This window comes from Bradyrhizobium sp. USDA 4461, from assembly GCF_054055655.1.
Genome location: NZ_JBSRXM010000001.1, coordinates 5,971,203 through 5,985,734, shown reverse-complemented (window position 1 = coordinate 5,985,734; position 14,532 = coordinate 5,971,203). Strand labels below are relative to the sequence as shown.

Annotated in this window: 19 protein-coding genes, 1 tRNA gene and 1 riboswitch; of the genes, 8 read left to right on the top strand and 12 right to left on the bottom strand. The window is 65.8% G+C overall.

Going from position 1 to position 14,532, the window contains the following annotated elements:
* Positions 1–34: 34 nt before the first annotated feature.
* Positions 35–262, top strand: coding sequence for a hypothetical protein (locus ACVINW_RS28025; protein ID WP_456754266.1), 228 nt, complete (start codon positions 35–37; stop codon positions 260–262).
* A gap of 76 nt (positions 263–338) precedes the next feature.
* Positions 339–530 carry a hypothetical protein gene (locus ACVINW_RS28020; protein WP_456754265.1) on the top strand — a complete coding sequence of 64 codons (192 nt, stop codon included), beginning with the start codon at positions 339–341 and terminating at the stop codon, positions 528–530.
* 317 nt (positions 531–847) lie between these two features.
* Here ACVINW_RS28020 and ACVINW_RS28015 read toward each other — a convergent pair whose 3' ends face one another.
* A complete protein-coding gene (locus ACVINW_RS28015) occupies positions 848–970 on the bottom strand; it encodes a hypothetical protein (protein ID WP_456754264.1) in 123 nt (40 codons plus the stop codon).
* Between the two features lie 224 nt (positions 971–1,194).
* Here ACVINW_RS28015 and ACVINW_RS28010 point away from each other — a divergent pair, with 224 nt between their 5' ends.
* Positions 1,195–3,471, top strand: a complete 2,277-nt coding sequence (locus tag ACVINW_RS28010) for a cation:proton antiporter domain-containing protein (RefSeq protein WP_456754263.1) — start codon at positions 1,195–1,197, stop codon at positions 3,469–3,471.
* 37 nt (positions 3,472–3,508) lie between these two features.
* Here ACVINW_RS28010 and ACVINW_RS28005 read toward each other — a convergent pair whose 3' ends face one another.
* Positions 3,509–3,955, bottom strand: coding sequence for a hypothetical protein (locus ACVINW_RS28005; RefSeq protein WP_021080599.1), 447 nt, complete (start codon positions 3,953–3,955; stop codon positions 3,509–3,511).
* 213 nt (positions 3,956–4,168) lie between these two features.
* On the opposite strand from ACVINW_RS28005, the gene ACVINW_RS28000 reads away from it, so the two are divergent.
* A complete protein-coding gene (locus ACVINW_RS28000) occupies positions 4,169–4,456 on the top strand; it encodes a hypothetical protein (RefSeq protein WP_456754262.1) in 288 nt (95 codons plus the stop codon).
* Positions 4,457–4,542: 86 nt separating this feature from the next.
* Positions 4,543–4,619: transfer RNA gene (locus tag ACVINW_RS27995), tRNA-Arg, on the top strand.
* A gap of 262 nt (positions 4,620–4,881) precedes the next feature.
* On the opposite strand, the gene ACVINW_RS27990 is transcribed toward ACVINW_RS27995, so the two are convergent.
* On the bottom strand, positions 4,882–5,892 hold the full coding sequence (locus ACVINW_RS27990) for a helix-turn-helix domain-containing protein (protein ID WP_456754261.1): 1,011 nt from the start codon (positions 5,890–5,892) through the stop codon (positions 4,882–4,884).
* Positions 5,893–6,050: 158 nt separating this feature from the next.
* Here ACVINW_RS27990 and ACVINW_RS27985 point away from each other — a divergent pair, with 158 nt between their 5' ends.
* Positions 6,051–7,178 carry an alkane 1-monooxygenase gene (locus ACVINW_RS27985; protein WP_456754260.1) on the top strand — a complete coding sequence of 376 codons (1,128 nt, stop codon included), beginning with the start codon at positions 6,051–6,053 and terminating at the stop codon, positions 7,176–7,178.
* A 45-nt stretch (positions 7,179–7,223) separates the two neighbouring features.
* On the opposite strand, the gene ACVINW_RS27980 is transcribed toward ACVINW_RS27985, so the two are convergent.
* The 6 genes from ACVINW_RS27980 to ACVINW_RS27955 all read right to left on the bottom strand — a co-directional run bounded on the left by ACVINW_RS27980 (position 7,224) and on the right by ACVINW_RS27955 (position 11,198).
* Positions 7,224–8,006, bottom strand: coding sequence for a hypothetical protein (locus tag ACVINW_RS27980; RefSeq protein ID WP_456754259.1), 783 nt, complete (start codon positions 8,004–8,006; stop codon positions 7,224–7,226).
* A 147-nt stretch (positions 8,007–8,153) separates the two neighbouring features.
* The gene (locus tag ACVINW_RS27975; RefSeq protein WP_456754258.1) at positions 8,154–8,525 is read right to left on the bottom strand and encodes a hypothetical protein; all 372 of its coding nucleotides are present in this window, start codon (positions 8,523–8,525) and stop codon (positions 8,154–8,156) included.
* A gap of 140 nt (positions 8,526–8,665) precedes the next feature.
* A complete protein-coding gene (locus tag ACVINW_RS27970) occupies positions 8,666–8,959 on the bottom strand; it encodes a hypothetical protein (protein ID WP_456754257.1) in 294 nt (97 codons plus the stop codon).
* A gap of 202 nt (positions 8,960–9,161) precedes the next feature.
* Positions 9,162–9,638, bottom strand: coding sequence for a zinc-ribbon domain containing protein (locus ACVINW_RS27965; RefSeq protein WP_456754256.1), 477 nt, complete (start codon positions 9,636–9,638; stop codon positions 9,162–9,164).
* A gap of 81 nt (positions 9,639–9,719) precedes the next feature.
* Complete coding sequence (locus ACVINW_RS27960; RefSeq protein WP_456754255.1) at positions 9,720–10,172, bottom strand: MaoC/PaaZ C-terminal domain-containing protein; 453 nt, start codon at positions 10,170–10,172, stop codon at positions 9,720–9,722.
* A 150-nt stretch (positions 10,173–10,322) separates the two neighbouring features.
* Complete coding sequence (locus tag ACVINW_RS27955) at positions 10,323–11,198, bottom strand: bifunctional 5,10-methylenetetrahydrofolate dehydrogenase/5,10-methenyltetrahydrofolate cyclohydrolase (RefSeq protein ID WP_456754254.1); 876 nt, start codon at positions 11,196–11,198, stop codon at positions 10,323–10,325.
* Positions 11,199–11,213: 15 nt separating this feature from the next.
* Positions 11,214–11,293, bottom strand: a riboswitch (ZMP/ZTP riboswitch).
* Between the two features lie 241 nt (positions 11,294–11,534).
* Between ACVINW_RS27955 and ACVINW_RS27950 the strand changes: the two genes are divergently transcribed.
* Positions 11,535–11,942 (top strand): hypothetical protein, encoded by a 408-nt coding sequence (locus tag ACVINW_RS27950; RefSeq protein WP_456754253.1) that lies wholly within the window; start codon positions 11,535–11,537, stop codon positions 11,940–11,942.
* 72 nt (positions 11,943–12,014) lie between these two features.
* Here ACVINW_RS27950 and ACVINW_RS27945 read toward each other — a convergent pair whose 3' ends face one another.
* Together ACVINW_RS27945 and ACVINW_RS27940 are read right to left on the bottom strand one after the other, a co-directional pair.
* A complete protein-coding gene (locus tag ACVINW_RS27945) occupies positions 12,015–12,524 on the bottom strand; it encodes a hypothetical protein (RefSeq protein WP_456754252.1) in 510 nt (169 codons plus the stop codon).
* A 218-nt stretch (positions 12,525–12,742) separates the two neighbouring features.
* Entirely contained in the window at positions 12,743–13,381 is a 639-nt protein-coding gene (locus tag ACVINW_RS27940) for a hypothetical protein (RefSeq protein ID WP_456754251.1), read from the bottom strand.
* Positions 13,382–13,628: 247 nt separating this feature from the next.
* Here ACVINW_RS27940 and ACVINW_RS27935 point away from each other — a divergent pair, with 247 nt between their 5' ends.
* Positions 13,629–14,012, top strand: a complete 384-nt coding sequence (locus ACVINW_RS27935; RefSeq protein WP_456754250.1) for a VOC family protein — start codon at positions 13,629–13,631, stop codon at positions 14,010–14,012.
* A gap of 74 nt (positions 14,013–14,086) precedes the next feature.
* On the opposite strand, the gene ACVINW_RS27930 is transcribed toward ACVINW_RS27935, so the two are convergent.
* Complete coding sequence (locus ACVINW_RS27930; protein ID WP_456754249.1) at positions 14,087–14,527, bottom strand: hypothetical protein; 441 nt, start codon at positions 14,525–14,527, stop codon at positions 14,087–14,089.
* Between the last annotated feature and the right edge of the window lie 5 nt (positions 14,528–14,532).

Below are 14,532 nucleotides of genomic sequence, written 5' to 3'. Positions count from 1 at the left end.
GCGACACGCGAGCCGCCCGCATCGAGGATACCCGATGCCCTATGCGCTGTTCGATCGTGACCGGCAAATCGACGAGGCTTTTCCGACGGAGAAGCAGGCTTGGGAGCATGCGTTGACGTCCGGCCTGATCTTCGACGTTCCGGTCGCGGACGAGGCGCCGGGCATGGTGATTCCGGCCGGCTATCACATGAAGCAGATTCCCGGCGACGGTGAAGTGTGCACCCCCGCGCCCGAGTGGAACCTGCCGAAGGAAATTTCGTGATCGGCCGACGGCCGGGATGCCGCTTGCGATCGCGCAACACGTAACGGCAACCAGACCAACAATCCAGGATGAGCGTATGGCCGAAACCGGCAAGTATTTTCGCGTTCGCTGCGTCGACAACACCCTACAGCGGGACACGCTCGCGCTCGGCCGCGTCTATGACGTGACCAGGGATATCGAACGTGACGGTTACTACGAGCTCGGCGGATTGGGTCGCTTCAGCCGCTCCAGGTTCGAGGTCGTCGAGCCTGATGACGACGAGGAATAGACAGCAAATACCGGGCGTTGGGACGGCACCTCGCAAATCCGTGATCGATGCCACCGCTGATTGCCTTCATTTGGGCACCTCCCGGGAACAGCCTGCTGGCAGCGACAGCCAAAGGCTGCGACCGCAGGGGGTGCCTGCAAGTGCCGCATCAATCCCGCACTGCGATGCAAGACGTCGATCTGCGCAATTTCGCCCGGGTCATCTCGGCGTGCACCCTCGGGCTTTGGGCATTTGCGGCCGGCCTCCTGATCGGGACTTTCGTGCTCTGGTGATTGCCTGACTTCAGGATTGCCCGTCATTGGCGGACACGCCGCCCCTTAGCTGCCGCTCAGGTGGTGCGCGGCGACGAACAAAGCGAGCGCGCTCAGCACCAACGCTGACGCGGCACCGGCAACGGTCCGTGCCAGTTCTGCCTTCGAAAGATTGGATCTGGTTGCCATCACAGCCTCCCGTGCGCGCGAGCTGAGCCAAGACCGCTCGGCGGTCAGGCTCGCTCATGAAGATCATCGCATCATGAGGATGAACGCATCGTGAGCAAAACGAACTGCGCGCGCCGTCGGTTCCAAAAATGACCGCTGGTGGATCGCTTTCGGAAAGCCGGCGTTGACCGCACGCGGCCAGGGGTGGAGCGAGCCGCGCTGGAATGTTCGGAATCGGAGAGGCAATGGCGATCCGCAGGCGGCGGCTTCAACCGACGATCTGGGCGGTCATCATCCTGCTTGCGACCGTCACGGTAGCCGGCGCCGAAGGCGGCAAAGCGGGCAAGCCGTCCGAGTTCATCCTGCTCGTCCAGATCGCGCTGCTGATCGCAGTCGGCCGCGGCCTCGGCGAGTTGATGCAGCGGATCGGCCAACCCTCCGTGATCGGCGAACTGCTCGGCGGCCTGTTGCTCGGCCCCTCGCTGTTCGGCTGGCTATGGCCGTCAGCCCATGACGTCGTCTTTCCGCCGTCCGGCGAGCAGAAGGCGCTGATCGACGGCATCGCGCAGATCGGCATCCTGCTGCTGCTCCTGCTGACCGGCATGGAGACCGACCTCAAGCTGGTGCGCAAGGTCGGCCGCGCGGCGATGACGATCTCGATCGCGGGCATCGCGGTGCCGTTCGCCTGCGGCTTTGCGCTCGGCGAAGTCTTGCCGCAGAGCCTGCTGCCGCACCCCGAGGCGCGGTTGATCGCCGCGCTGTTCCTCGGCACCGCGCTGTCGATCTCCTCGGTGAAGATCGTCGCCGTCGTGGTGCGCGAGATGAACTTCATGCGCCGCAATGTCGGCCAGATCATTGTCGCCAGCGCGATCATCGACGACACCATCGGCTGGATCATCATCGCCGTCATCTTCAGCCTCGCCTCGCGCGGCACGCTCGATGTGCTGTCGGTCGCGCAGGCGCTGTTCGGCACCCTCGCCTTCCTCGCCGTCAGCTTCACGATCGGCCGCCGGCTGGTGTTCCGGCTGATCCGCTGGGCCAACGACAATCTGGTCTCGTCGGCGGCGGTCATTACCGCAATCCTGCTCCTGATGAGCGGGATGGCTGGCATCACGCATCTGATCGGCGTGCATACCGTGCTCGGCGCCTTCATCGCCGGTGTGCTGGTCGGGGAATCCCCGATCCTGACCCGGCAGATCGACGAGCGGCTGCGCGGGCTGATCTCCAGCCTGTTCATGCCGGTGTTCTTCGGGCTCGCCGGGCTGAGCGCCGACCTCACCGTGCTGAAGGATCCGTCGGTGCTGGCGCTCACCGCCGCGCTGATCCTGATCGCGAGCATCGGCAAGTTCGGCGGTGCCTTTGCCGGCGGCGCGCTGGGCGGGCTGACCCGGCAGGAATCCTATGCGCTGGCGAGCGGCATGAACGCGCGCGGCTCGACCGAGGTGATCATCGCAACCATCGGCCTGTCGATGGGCGTGCTGAGCCAGACCCTGTTCTCGATGATCGTGACCATGGCGATCCTGACCACCATGGCGATGCCGCCGATGCTGCGCAACGCGCTGATGCGGCTGCCGCTCGGCAAGGAGGAGAAGGAACGGCTGGAGCGCGAGGAATATGAGCAGCGCGGCTTCGTCGCCAATCTCGAGCGGCTGCTGCTCGCGGTCGACCAAAGCACCAACGCGAAATTCGCCGCGCATCTTGCCGGGCTGCTCGCCGGCGGCCGCGGGCTGCCGATCACGGTGCTGCATGTCGGGGCGCATGCCAAGCTGCCGGAGCAGAACCATACCGACGCGGAGAGCCCGGAGGCCACGGTGATCAACGCGGCCAAGATCAGCGCCGAGGCCAGCGCCGAGGCCGACGCCGACGGCGGCGGCAATGTCGACGTCATCAGCCGCGCGCCCGAAGAGACGGTGGCGGAGGCGATCGCCGAGGAAGCCAAAAAGGGCTTTGACCTGCTCGTGGTCGGCATGGACGCGGTCGCGGGCCCCGATGGCGGCTTCGACCGGCGGATCAATGAGCTGACCTCCGGGTTCGACGGCCCGCTGGCGATCGCCGCCGCCAAGGGCGTACACGCAGACGAGCCGGCGGCGAATGCGCGCAAAATCCTGGTGCCGGTCTCGGGCAGCAACGTCTCGCGGCGCGGCGCCGAGGTCGCGATCGCGCTGGCGCGTCTCGCCAGCGAACCGTTGCAGGTGGTCTATGTCTCGACCACCCGCGACAGGGGCGCCCGCCGCTCCAGCCCCAGCATGTCGCTGGCGCCGGAGGAAGCGATCCTGAAGGACATCGCGGCGACCGCGGCGCGCTACGACATCAATGTCGCGACCCGGCTGCGCGCCAACACCGCGCCCGAGGTCGCCATCTTGCAGGAGATCACAGCAAGCGGGGCCGACCTGGTCGTGATCGGCGTCGACCGCATCCAGGGCGACAGATTGAATTTCGGCAGCGTCGCGGCCGCCGTGCTCGGCAAGGCGAAGGCCTCGGTGCTGCTGGTGTCGGGCGGCGACGTCAGGCCCAAGACTTAAGGCAAAGAGCTGAGGGAGATCCCGAGGGCGCCCGCGCCTACCACTCTTCCGGACAGGGATCGACGATCTTCCAGAGATCGACCCCGTTCTTGATCTTCTTCATCTCGGTGGTCAGCCCGCCATTGCGGCGGATCCAGTCCTTCACCGTATCGGGATAATAGGACATCAGGTCGGATGTGCCCTCGAGGCTGGTGACCTTGATGCCGAAGGTGAAGGCCTTGTCGTAATAGGCCTGGTGGAAGCCGATGCTGGCCTTCGGCGTCACGCAGATCTTGTTCAACGGCACGATGCCGAACACCAGCGTGCAGGCCGAGTTGCAGATGCCGTCGATCACGACGCGCTCGCGGCGGTCGCGGATCTGCTTGTACTTGGCCTTGTATTCCTCGACATAGCCGCCATGATCGCGCGTGATGTGCAGCACGGCCCGTGCCGGCGTGACCGCCAGGACCGAGAGCAGCAGGGCGACAAGGGGCGTGATGCGCATGAAATGTTCTAAACCGAGGGAAAGACGGCCCGGGCGGACCTGACCGCAAGACTCTGGCCGGACTGTGTTGGCAATCCGTTAAGCATCCGCAAAAAGGCAAAATTTGGCGCGCTGTGGCTGATTTCCCGCAGCTTTCGGCCCCGATTCCGGGTTAAATGATGGCTTGGGACCGGCCGAGAAGCCGATTCCAGCGTGAATGCCCGGAGGCCGCCAATGACCAAGACCAAACTTTTCGCCGCGCTCGTCCTGACTGTTTCCCTGGCCGTCCCGGCCCTGACCCCCGCAGTTGCCGCCGACCTCACGGTCTATCCGCACCACCGGCATCACCACTACCGGCACGCTTATTACGGCCTGCCCTACCACATCAGCTACCTGCACAATTACGGCCCCGGCCCGTCCCCGGGCAGCTTCGCCTATTACGACGGCCCGTCGACCAACAAGTGCTACCAGGGCTCGGCCGCCTATATCGGCCAGGACCGCCGCCGGCATCCCTGCTTCTGAGGTCCCGCGGCAGGCCGATGGGGCAACGGGACGCTAAGGCGTCCCGGCTGGCCCTGTCAGCGCAAGTCTGATAATCGACCCGCAACGCGCTCGTAGCTCAGCTGGATAGAGCATCGGATTTCGATTCCGAGGGTCGGGAGTTCGAATCTCTCCGAGCGCGCCATTGGTCAGACGGCAGGCCACGAAACCATTTTCAGCAGCCGACGAAACCGGGCGGAAACATTTGGCCGCTAGCCTCCCCCAAATAATCAAAGAAATTGCGGGGAAGTGTCATGATGGAAGTGACCATTGTCGCGCTGCTGCTGCTCAGCGCCGCCGTGTTTTGTGCCCACGCCTACGACGCCCTGCATACGCATTGAGGGGACCGGCGTAGCTCGTTCCGCGTGCTGTCCGCGAGGTTTCGGGCCCGCGCGAACCGCGGCCTGCTATCCCCGCGCGGCCCTCTCCCCAAACCACCGCCGGCACGCCCGGCTGAAGCTCGTCGCATCCGTGTAGCCCAGCGCCGCCGCCATCTCGTCGCGTGACTGGGTGCCTGCCGCGAGCATCGCCTTCGCGCGCTCGCGCAGCACGGCGTCGAGCAGCGGGCGGAAGGCGACGTCGGCCTCCGCGAGCCGCCGCACCAGGGTGCGGCGCGAGGTGCCGATCAGGCGCGCGGCCTCTTCCTCGCCGAGGCGATGCGGCAGGCGCGATGCGATCAGGTTCTCGACGGCCCGCGTCAGCGCCTCGGCATCCGAGCGCGGCCTCTCGATCGCCTCGAGCGCTTCGATCGCCTTGGCCTGCAATTCCGGATCGGCAAACGGCGACGCCCGACCGCAAAGCTCCTTCGGCACATCGAAGCGGAAGGCGGCCGCGTTGAACTTCACCGCGCAGGCAAAATGCGGCGCCAGCCGCTCGGCGCCGGCGGGCGGAGCCCAGGGAAATTCAAGCGTCGCCTGCCCGATCGCGTCCTCGAGCAGCTGCACATACACCGCGTGCACGTTGAGGCTCACTGCCAGCGCCACGGCGCGCCAGAGCGGGTCGTCCATCGCAACGGCAGGCGTAATCTCGATCTGGATTGCGCGCGCGGTCCGGCGCAGTCGGTTGCGGATGAAAGGCGCGCGGGTCGACCCGAAGCGTGCGCCGATGCTCAACGCGCCTTCGATGGTCGGCGCCGTCCGGGTCGCGACGTCGAGTGCCCCTTGCAGCGACGTCGACCACACCGCCGCGGCCGACAGCGGCCACAGCTCGCCATGCAGCCGCGTGATATTGGCGGCGAGCATCACCAGCGACGACACCGGCATGTGCGCGCCGGGCTGGTCGAGCGCATCCTGCTGGATTGCCGTGCCGGCCAGCAGCTCGTCGCGCTCGCTCCGCGTCTTGCCGAAGGTGCGCACCAGCGCCCGTGCGTAGGCCGCGGACACCGGCGTGCGAAGGGCATCGGCCTCCGATCCCTGCATTGTGTCGGCACCCTCCCTCGCGAACGTCCGGCCGAACAGGCTTGGCGCAAAATGCCACAAATTTGGCCTGTTGGGAACTGGCGGCGCAGGCCTGCCTCGCGGCATGCTCCGCACAACAACGGCGAATGCCGACTCGAAGCGATGCTGGAGGGAATGCGATGATCTTCAAAGGCACCAATGCGGCCGGCGAACCGGTCGAATACCGGGACGGCAAGCGCTATCTGTGGATGCTGTCATTCATCCCGCCGCTGATCCCGCTGCTGTCCTACTGGTGGTATCTGCAGACGCACGATCCGCTGGTGACGCTGATCCCCTTCGTCTTCATCTTCATCCTGATCCCGCTGCTCGACGTCGTGTTCGGCGAGGATACCCACAATCCCCCGGCGGAAGTCGTCGCCGCGATGGAGGCCGATCCCTATTACCTGCGGCTTGCGCGCATCACCGTGGTGTTTCCCTGGATCAACTACGTCGCCCTGATCGCCTTCTTCGGCACCCAGGAATTGCCGTGGTGGTCCTACGTCGCGCTGCTGCTCGGCGTCGGCACCATCAATGGCGGCGCGCTCCTCATCGGGCACGAGCTCGGCCACAAGGCCGACCGGCTCAACATCCTGTTCGGCATGCTCGCCAACTGCGCGGTCGGTTACGCGCATTTCCGCGTCGAGCACAATCGCGGTCATCACACCTGGGTCGCGACCCCCGAAGATCCAGCCAGCGCGCGGTTCGGTGAATCGATCTATGCCTTCGCAACCCGCGAGCTGCCGGGCGCCTTCAGGCGCGGCTGGCGCAACGAGGCCGAACGGCTGACGCGGCGCGGCGAGCCGGTATGGTCGGTCGACAACGAGATCCTGCAGGGCTTTGCGCTGACGCTCGTCGTCGCCGCCGTCCTGATCGCGCTGTTCGGCTGGAAGGTCGCGCCGTTCATCGTCGCGCACCACTTCCTCGGCTGGTACGCGCTGACCCAGGCCAATTATGTCGAGCACTACGGGCTGTTGCGCGAGAAGCTGCCGAACGGCCGCTATCAGGCAGTCGAGCCGCGCCACTCCTGGAACACCAACCACATCGTCTCGAACCTGATGACGTTCCATCTGCAACGCCATTCGGATCATCACGCCAACCCGATGCGGCCCTACCAATCGCTGCGCGATTTCGACGACATCCCGCGGCTGCCGAACGGCTACACCGGCATGTTCGGGCTCGCCGCGATCCCGTGGCTCTGGTTCCGCGTGATGGACCCGAAGACCCTGGCCTGGGCCGGCGGCGACAAGGGCAAATTGAATCTGGGTTAGCGGCCGGCGACGTCGCGATCGCACGATCGCCCGGCTTCTCCGTTCCTACGGCTGCGCTTGTCGGCGCTTCATGGCGCCGATGCCGAGGAACGAGCCGTTGACGGACGGATACTGGCTGGTGAACTCGACCATATCGAAGCTCGGCGCCTCGAACTGCTTCAACGCCGTCCAGAGCAGTGTCGTATCCGGGCAGGCCTGGGAATGGATGTCGTGATGCACGATGATGCCGGCATGCGTGCGCACCAGCAGGTGATCCTGCAACGCGCCGCGCAGGCTGTGATCGCCGTCGATGAAGACGAGGTCGGGCTTCAGCTGCTCGACATGCGCCGCGACCAGCGGCGAGGTTGAAAAGTCCTGTATGTAGATCGGCTCGACAGCGGCCTGCTGTTGCAGCAGATCGAAATAGGTCGAGATGAACGGCGTCGGCGCGATCGGATCGAGCGCGATCACGGTCTTGAGGTCGGCACCGCTGGTCCTGAGCCATTCCGTAACCAGGATGAACATGCCGCCCCAGCGGCAGCCGATCTCCATGTAGGAGGAAACGCCGGAGGCGTTGCGCGCAAGCCAGGCCAGATAGGGCGCGAGCTGGCTCGGATACTGCCAGAGGTGGAGGCCCCTGCCGAAATACGGCGCAAGCTCGGGCGGCTGCTCGCGCAGCAGCTCGTCATTGAGCCCCAGCGCAGGGATGAACTCCCGTTCGAGGAATTCCACATCCAGCCGCTGTGCCGGGGTCAACGCCGCGATGGTGCCGATCGCCTCGCGAACGAACGGCGCAAGATCGGTGAAACGCTGGTACCGGTCGGCTGGAGCAAACTGGGCGGTGAGCATCGGCGTAATCACACGGGCGGCTGGAGGGACACGCGGAGACCCCGGTCGTCGCGCCTCCGACGATTGAACGGATGGGATAGCCGTCTCGGGCGCGAAATCTCGCAGACGAACTCAAATAATCTGGCGCGAACCGTTGCTGCGCTGACTTCAGCCGCTCGGAATCTTCCGCCGCACCGCCTCCGTGCCGGCATCGGTGACGCGGTATCGACGGCCCAACTCCGGGACGATCCAGCCCTTCTCGATCATTCCGGCAATGGTGCTCGGGCCGACGCCCGCGGGAAACGAACGGCGGTTGCGGATCGCGTCGATCGCGACCCGCTCGAGATGGGTCGCGACATGCGACGGGCGGGCGCGAAACGCCTTGGCCATGATAAGGACGGACAGCACCTCGGCGCGTCGACGCACCGCCGATGCGCTACGGGTCAGTTCGTTGCTGATCTCCAGTGCATTCTTGCCGGCCCTGGCGAGCTCTCTGAGCTTGTCATCCTCGTCAGGGCTCCAGCGCCGCACAATCCCCATCTGCCCCTCACCGCCTGGATACCCACCCCGAACCGATGCATACGCAGGCGGCGCTGATTTGCCATGTGACTTTCGGCACCTCTTGAGGAGACGTCGGAGACTGTCACCATCAAGAGAGCCGATCGTCGACGTTGCTTCACTTAGTGCTTGCTGGGTTCGAGCGCGATGAGCACGCCGGTCGGCTCGGGCTCGTGCGGCCGCAGCGATGTCAGCTCCGGGTCGCTCCATTCGGCAAGGCTCACCACCTCGCCGGTCTGTCCTGACATGTCGGAGCTCTGCGCGGGTTCGAGCACCTTGAGGCCGCTGGTATCGACGAAGAACGTGTGCTCGCCGAACACGCTGTTGAGTTGCGCCACGGCGGGATGATCATCCGGAAGCACCTGCGCGTTCAGTTGCGTCATGGTCTGTTTGACTTGGGTGGAATTAAGCTTCATCCGCTGCTCCTTCTTTTGGTTCCGGCCCTGAATGTTTCCCTGGCTGGCTCCTCCCGGCCCGCACCCCGCGTCTGGGGGCTTCAAGGTCTCGAACCGATCAGGCCACGAAACGTTCCGCCCGCGCGACGCATTGACCGCAGGCGCGCGGGTTCCCGGTGCATCGACGTGAGAGGTGCGGCGCGGCGTCACACCTGCCCGCCACTCATGTGGCGGAAGACTTCTTCTTCCCGGCGAGCCCATCCAGATGCACGCGGCGCGCGGCGGATTTGCGTGCGCGCTCCTTGGTGCGGCAGGCCCGGCAGCGCACGGCCTTGGTGAACACGTCACCCTTGGCGGTCTCGTACCACCATTTCTGCTGCAACGGCGTCCAGACCTCGGCCACGCCGCAGTCCTTGCAGACGAAGGGCTCGGGCCGATAGGTGCCCCGCAAGACGAAATCGGGTGTCGAATAGCTGTTCGAGGGCGCAAGCGCGCTCGTCAGCACGGCAACCTCGTCGCGCGCCAGCGCGATCTTGTAGTCGCGCTGGCGACGCTGCTCGGCAGCCTTCTGCGCCTGCAGGCGCAGCCATTCGTCGGCCTTGCGCCGTTTCGCGTCGATTTCCCCGCGCTTCTGCCTGTTGCTTTTCACGTCCGCGCACATCGTCGAACCGAATGCTCCGGCGGCCAGACGCGGCAGCATCAAAGATGCGCTTCAGTTCGGCCGCAGGTTTGCCATGGTAGCCGCGGCATTGCGGAGCGGCCAGACCAATCCGGGCGAAACCTATGCCCGCTCCCGCTCCGCCGGCCGCATGTGGATCAGCGCGTCGAGCACGAGGACAAGAACCGGCCGCTGCTCGTCGTTGACCAGCTCGGTCTTGAAGATCACGACGGCATCGCGCCGCTCCGGCCTGATGGTGATCTTCTGGATCTCCGATTGGCCAGTCAGCGTGGCTCCCGGGCGTACCGGGCTCGGCAGGCGTATCTCGAAGCTCCGTCCGACGATGCCCGCCACCTTGCTCCAGATCGCCTCCACGGCCAGCCGCTGATAGATCGCAATGGTGTTGAAGCCGCTTGCGATCAGGCCGCCGAACGGACCCGCCGCAGCCGCGACGGGATCGGTGTGGATCGGCACCGGATCATATTTCCCGGCGAACTCGAGGATTTCGGCCTCGCCGATGGTGTAGCGGCCAAGCTTGAAGGTCATTCCCTCGGTGAGATCTTCCGCATACAGCATCGTGCGCCTCCGTGTGTCGCGCGACGATAGACCAATGCTGCAGGCTTTCCATTACCTGCGAGGTCATCAACTTCGCGCACGGAATATCCAAGCGGAGCCACGAGACGCGAGCAGCACCGACCGCTCGCGCATCGCTCCGAGCATCCTGCGCTAATGCGGCCGCGCCGCCCTCGCCTTCACCCTCGCCGTGGCGGCCTTCACCGTGTTCTCCATCAGGCAGGCGATGGTCATCGGGCCGACGCCGCGCGGCACCGGCGTGATCGCACCGGCGACCTGCACCGCTTCCTCGAAGGAGACGTCGCCGCGCACCGCGTAGCCGCCGTCCGGCTTCTCGACGCGCGTGGTGCCGACGTCGATCACGATGGCCTGCGGCTTGATCCAGTCGCCGCGCACCAGGCCCGCCTTGCCTACCGCGCTGACCAGGATATCGGCCTGACGGCAGATCCGGCTGATGCCGCGGGTGTGGATGTGGGTCTGTGTCACGGTCGCCTGCTCCTGCAGCAGCAGCGCGGCCATCGGCTTGCCGACGATATTGGAGCTGCCGATCACCACGGCATGAGCGCCGGTGAGATCCGGTCGAATCGACTTGATCAGCCGGAGGCAGCCGAGCGGCGTGCACGGCACCAGCGCATCGTCGCCGTGAAACAGCCGGCCGGCGTTCAGCGCGTGCAGGCCGTCGACATCCTTCGCGGGATCGACCGCCGCCATCACGCGCAGCGCGTCGATATGCGCCGGCAGCGGCAGCTGGATCAGGATGCCGTCGATATCGTCGCGCGCATTGAGCCCCTCGATCCTGGCCAGCAGATCGGCCTCGCTGCAATCGTCCGGCAGGCGTTCGACCGCGCCGTGCAGGCCGAGCCGCTCGGCCATCCTGACCTTGCTCTGCACATAGATCTGGCTCGCCGGGTCGCAGCCGACCAGCACGACCGCAAGCCCCGGCGCGCGCGGCAGCCGGTCAAGTTCACTGGCAATTTTGTCGATGACAATCCGGGCATGGGCATGCCCATCGAGAAGTTTCGCCGTCATGGCACCTCCGTTTCGAAGCGGTGCCCAGGCGCGCGGCGTTCAGTCTCTGCGCTCCCCGATGGTGGTCCATCCAAGCGCCAGTCGCGCAGATGGCGTGGTCATAGCCGCCCCGCCCGGCAAAGGCAAATCATGCTCCCCTGGCTGATATCCCTTGGCGCTTCCTGGCTGCCGCAAAGCGACGATTTGCCCGTATTTGCCCGGTGGATCGGTGCAGCACGGATCGCGTCTGGGGGTAGGATTCGGGCAAGACTTGCGATAAGCCTCGGCGCTTGCCGGGCTTTTCCGATCCCCGGCGCCATCCTTCCGGTCATCACGCCCATTTCGGACATTTTCACCATGAGACATATCATCCTCGCGCTGGCGCTCCTCTGCCCGGCTGCCGCGCTTGCTCAAGGCACCACTCCAGCCCCAGCGCCCGCCGACAAGCCGGCGGCGGCGACGCAGCCGATGGTCGGCGACAAGCCGCTGGTCCAGGTCGGCAAGAAGCAGGCCGCCAGGAAGGGCGAGAAGCCGCCCGCTGCCGGCAAGCCGCAATCGGTGGCGCAGAAGCTCCAGGCCTGTCAGGACATCGACGACGCCACCAAGGAGCGGCTGATCTGCTACGACGAGATCTTCAAGCCGCAGCCGAAGCCGACGGCCACCCCTGCCAAGGGCGTCAACGAATGCCGCTTCGTGAAGGAAGAGGACGAGCGGCTGACCTGCTACAACGGCTTCGCCGACAAGATTCCGCGCCTGCCGCGCTAGGCGCGCCGATCGACACATGAAAATGCCGCCGCAAGTGTTTGCGGCGGCGTGTCGATTGCCGAAGCGGCCCTGCTACCAGGTGCCGAAGCCGCCGAAGAAGCCCATGCGCGGCTGCTGCTGCGCGACACGGTAGGGCTGATACATGCCGGGCTGGGCCAGCCGCATCGGCTGCTGCGGATGGGCATGGTAACGCGCGACCTTGCGCTTCTTGGGTGCCTGCGGCTGGGCCTGAACCGGCTTCGCCTCGGCCACGACCTTGTTCGCGTCAGCCTTTTCCGGCGGGATGAACTCGGCAAATGTGTTGCGGACGCGGGCCTGCGCGTCGCCGGCAACCGACGGGGCCGCTGCGGCAACCGCATTGACCTGCGCCGGCACGATGGTCGGCAGGCTGGTGTCATACACCACCCGCTCCGGCAATTTCTGAGCCGACCTGATGCGCACCATGGTCTTGTCGACGCCCGGCGACGAGACGGTCTGGCTTGGGCCGGGAATCGTGGCCTCCTGCGGCACCACGGCGTTGACGACGAAGAGCAGCGCCAGCAGCACGCCACCAACATACAGGAAATAACGCGCCACAGGCATCTTGGTAGCTCCCCCCGCGCACCGGGCGCGGTTCATCTCGGCGCGACGACATCAGTCATCGCGCGGGCGAAATCGTCGTCTGCGCATGATCACCCGGATAGTCGCCATCCCGCGCTTCCGGGTCGTTCTCTAACGGTCGGCTTATTAGTTAGTTCCTGCCTCGCCGTTGCGGTTCACCCGGGAAGTCAATTCCCAGTCACTTTTTCGAGATGCAGGGTTTAGGCGCGACTGGCGGTCACGACCGTACATTTCGCCTTGTTCGCGTTAACATTGACGAACCCGATTAACATCCGGGGATAGGTCTTGCGGCTCCTCATGCCGATGGTATCCGGGATCAGCCGCTTCCGCTCGGTCATGGGGCTGCCGTCCCGACGGATGAAGGCGCAGGCGATCTCGATATCCTTGACCGCGAAATCATTGGCGTTGCGCAGCGTCAAGGTGACCAGCGCCTTCGAACCCAGCCCACCGCGCTGAAAAGATTGCGAGGCGATCCGCAGCTTGTCGAGCGGCGACCGCTCGACGCCCGGCGCGGACGGCCTCGTCTCCTCGGCCGGCTGCGCTGTGGCCACGCCGACCGTGGCCGGCTCATCTGCGGCTGTGGCCGGCGCATCCTTGCGCGCGTCCCTGGGCGAATCCTTGGGCGCATCCTTGGCAGTCTGGGCGGGCGCGTCCGCCGCGCTGCGGACGATGGCGGGTGACACCGGCGAGGCATCGTGGTCGCCGGCGTCGCTGGGCTCGGGCAGCATGAACCAGGCACCAATCCCGGCGAGCGCGATCAACGGCAGCAGCAGGCTGGCGTAGAAGCCGCCCTGACGTCCGGCGGCCACCCTTCGAAACGACGCCAGGCCGATCCGCATCGTCGTGCCCTCACCCTCGACGCCCGATTGCGCCGCCACCCATAAAGCAGGTCTGTAGAGACGGCCGCAGGTCGAGCGGCCACGCGAGAACAATCGCCGACCATCGGAATGGTTTCATCCCGGGACGACAATCTTGCGATTGCTCGGGCGGAGGGATGGCATCCCAGGCGGCCGATCGCTAAATTCGCGCCGCCCGAGAGCGAGTGCCGCGTTCCCAAACCGCGCGAGAACAACAAGGAGTTTCGCAATGCCCGTCGTCACCTGGGACCACGTCCATCTGCGCAGTCCCGATCCCGAGGCCACCGCGACCTGGCTGCGCGACATTCTCGGCGGCGAGATCATCCGTGGGCCCGGCCGCATCGACGTCCAGCTCGGCGGCGCCAAGGTCTTCATCGCCGAGGTGACGCAGGGCGACGGCGTCAACGCGCCGCCGGTGACGCCCTATCAGGGGCTCGATCATTTCGGACTGACGGTGAAGGACATCGACGCGGTCGCGGCCGAGATCAAGGCCAAGGGCGTCGAGTTCACCAAGGAGCCGACCACGATCCGCCCCGGCGTGCGGATCTGCTTCATCCGCGGACCGCAGGGCATCTCGATCGAACTGCTCGAGCGCGACAAGAAGTATGCGTGAGATCTCTCCGCGTCATCCCCGCGCAAAGGCATCACCTTTGCGCAGGGATGACGCGGATCTGGCCGCGTCTAGCGTTACGTCATGCTGCCCGGCATGAAGCAGCGGATCGTCACGCCCATGTAGCTCTTGATCGGCCACACCATGGCGCGGCCGGCGCGGTTGGGCTCGGTGACCACGGCTTCGTCGGGGACGTCGATCCAGGCCCCTTCGAGGCGCACGCGATAGTGTCCGTCTTTGGATTCCCAATCGACATCGCTGACCGCACTGCCGTCGGCATCGGAGCAGCACGGTCCCTTGCCGCTGCGCAGACTGTCGAACCATTCCTTGAGCGGCGAATTGGCGTAGCGGCCGTCGGGATCGCGCGCCTGCGCCAGCTGCGCCGCGGCGACCGATGCAAACGCAACCAGACCAAGCGGCAAAGCCACTCGTATCCGACGTTTGCGACGGCGGGTCGAAGTTCCGGGATCGTCATACCGGCCCGCCGAGCGGCCGCCAGCTTCCATCCTGTCAGTCATTTATG

What these genes read in the sequence shown, in the direction of transcription:
- ACVINW_RS28025 (WP_456754266.1), top strand. Translation starts at nt 35, where the DNA reads ATGCCCTATGCGCTGTTCGATCGTGACCGGCAAATCGACGAGGCTTTT.
- ACVINW_RS28020 (WP_456754265.1), top strand. Translation starts at nt 339, where the DNA reads ATGGCCGAAACCGGCAAGTATTTTCGCGTTCGCTGCGTCGACAACACC.
- ACVINW_RS28015 (WP_456754264.1), bottom strand. Translation starts at nt 970, where the DNA reads ATGGCAACCAGATCCAATCTTTCGAAGGCAGAACTGGCACGGACCGTT.
- ACVINW_RS28010 (WP_456754263.1), top strand. Translation starts at nt 1,195, where the DNA reads ATGGCGATCCGCAGGCGGCGGCTTCAACCGACGATCTGGGCGGTCATC.
- ACVINW_RS28005 (WP_021080599.1), bottom strand. Translation starts at nt 3,955, where the DNA reads ATGCGCATCACGCCCCTTGTCGCCCTGCTGCTCTCGGTCCTGGCGGTC.
- ACVINW_RS28000 (WP_456754262.1), top strand. Translation starts at nt 4,169, where the DNA reads ATGACCAAGACCAAACTTTTCGCCGCGCTCGTCCTGACTGTTTCCCTG.
- ACVINW_RS27990 (WP_456754261.1), bottom strand. Translation starts at nt 5,892, where the DNA reads ATGCAGGGATCGGAGGCCGATGCCCTTCGCACGCCGGTGTCCGCGGCC.
- ACVINW_RS27985 (WP_456754260.1), top strand. Translation starts at nt 6,051, where the DNA reads ATGATCTTCAAAGGCACCAATGCGGCCGGCGAACCGGTCGAATACCGG.
- ACVINW_RS27980 (WP_456754259.1), bottom strand. Translation starts at nt 8,006, where the DNA reads ATGCTCACCGCCCAGTTTGCTCCAGCCGACCGGTACCAGCGTTTCACC.
- ACVINW_RS27975 (WP_456754258.1), bottom strand. Translation starts at nt 8,525, where the DNA reads ATGGGGATTGTGCGGCGCTGGAGCCCTGACGAGGATGACAAGCTCAGA.
- ACVINW_RS27970 (WP_456754257.1), bottom strand. Translation starts at nt 8,959, where the DNA reads ATGAAGCTTAATTCCACCCAAGTCAAACAGACCATGACGCAACTGAAC.
- ACVINW_RS27965 (WP_456754256.1), bottom strand. Translation starts at nt 9,638, where the DNA reads ATGCTGCCGCGTCTGGCCGCCGGAGCATTCGGTTCGACGATGTGCGCG.
- ACVINW_RS27960 (WP_456754255.1), bottom strand. Translation starts at nt 10,172, where the DNA reads ATGCTGTATGCGGAAGATCTCACCGAGGGAATGACCTTCAAGCTTGGC.
- ACVINW_RS27955 (WP_456754254.1), bottom strand. Translation starts at nt 11,198, where the DNA reads ATGACGGCGAAACTTCTCGATGGGCATGCCCATGCCCGGATTGTCATC.
- ACVINW_RS27950 (WP_456754253.1), top strand. Translation starts at nt 11,535, where the DNA reads ATGAGACATATCATCCTCGCGCTGGCGCTCCTCTGCCCGGCTGCCGCG.
- ACVINW_RS27945 (WP_456754252.1), bottom strand. Translation starts at nt 12,524, where the DNA reads ATGCCTGTGGCGCGTTATTTCCTGTATGTTGGTGGCGTGCTGCTGGCG.
- ACVINW_RS27940 (WP_456754251.1), bottom strand. Translation starts at nt 13,381, where the DNA reads ATGCGGATCGGCCTGGCGTCGTTTCGAAGGGTGGCCGCCGGACGTCAG.
- ACVINW_RS27935 (WP_456754250.1), top strand. Translation starts at nt 13,629, where the DNA reads ATGCCCGTCGTCACCTGGGACCACGTCCATCTGCGCAGTCCCGATCCC.
- ACVINW_RS27930 (WP_456754249.1), bottom strand. Translation starts at nt 14,527, where the DNA reads ATGACTGACAGGATGGAAGCTGGCGGCCGCTCGGCGGGCCGGTATGAC.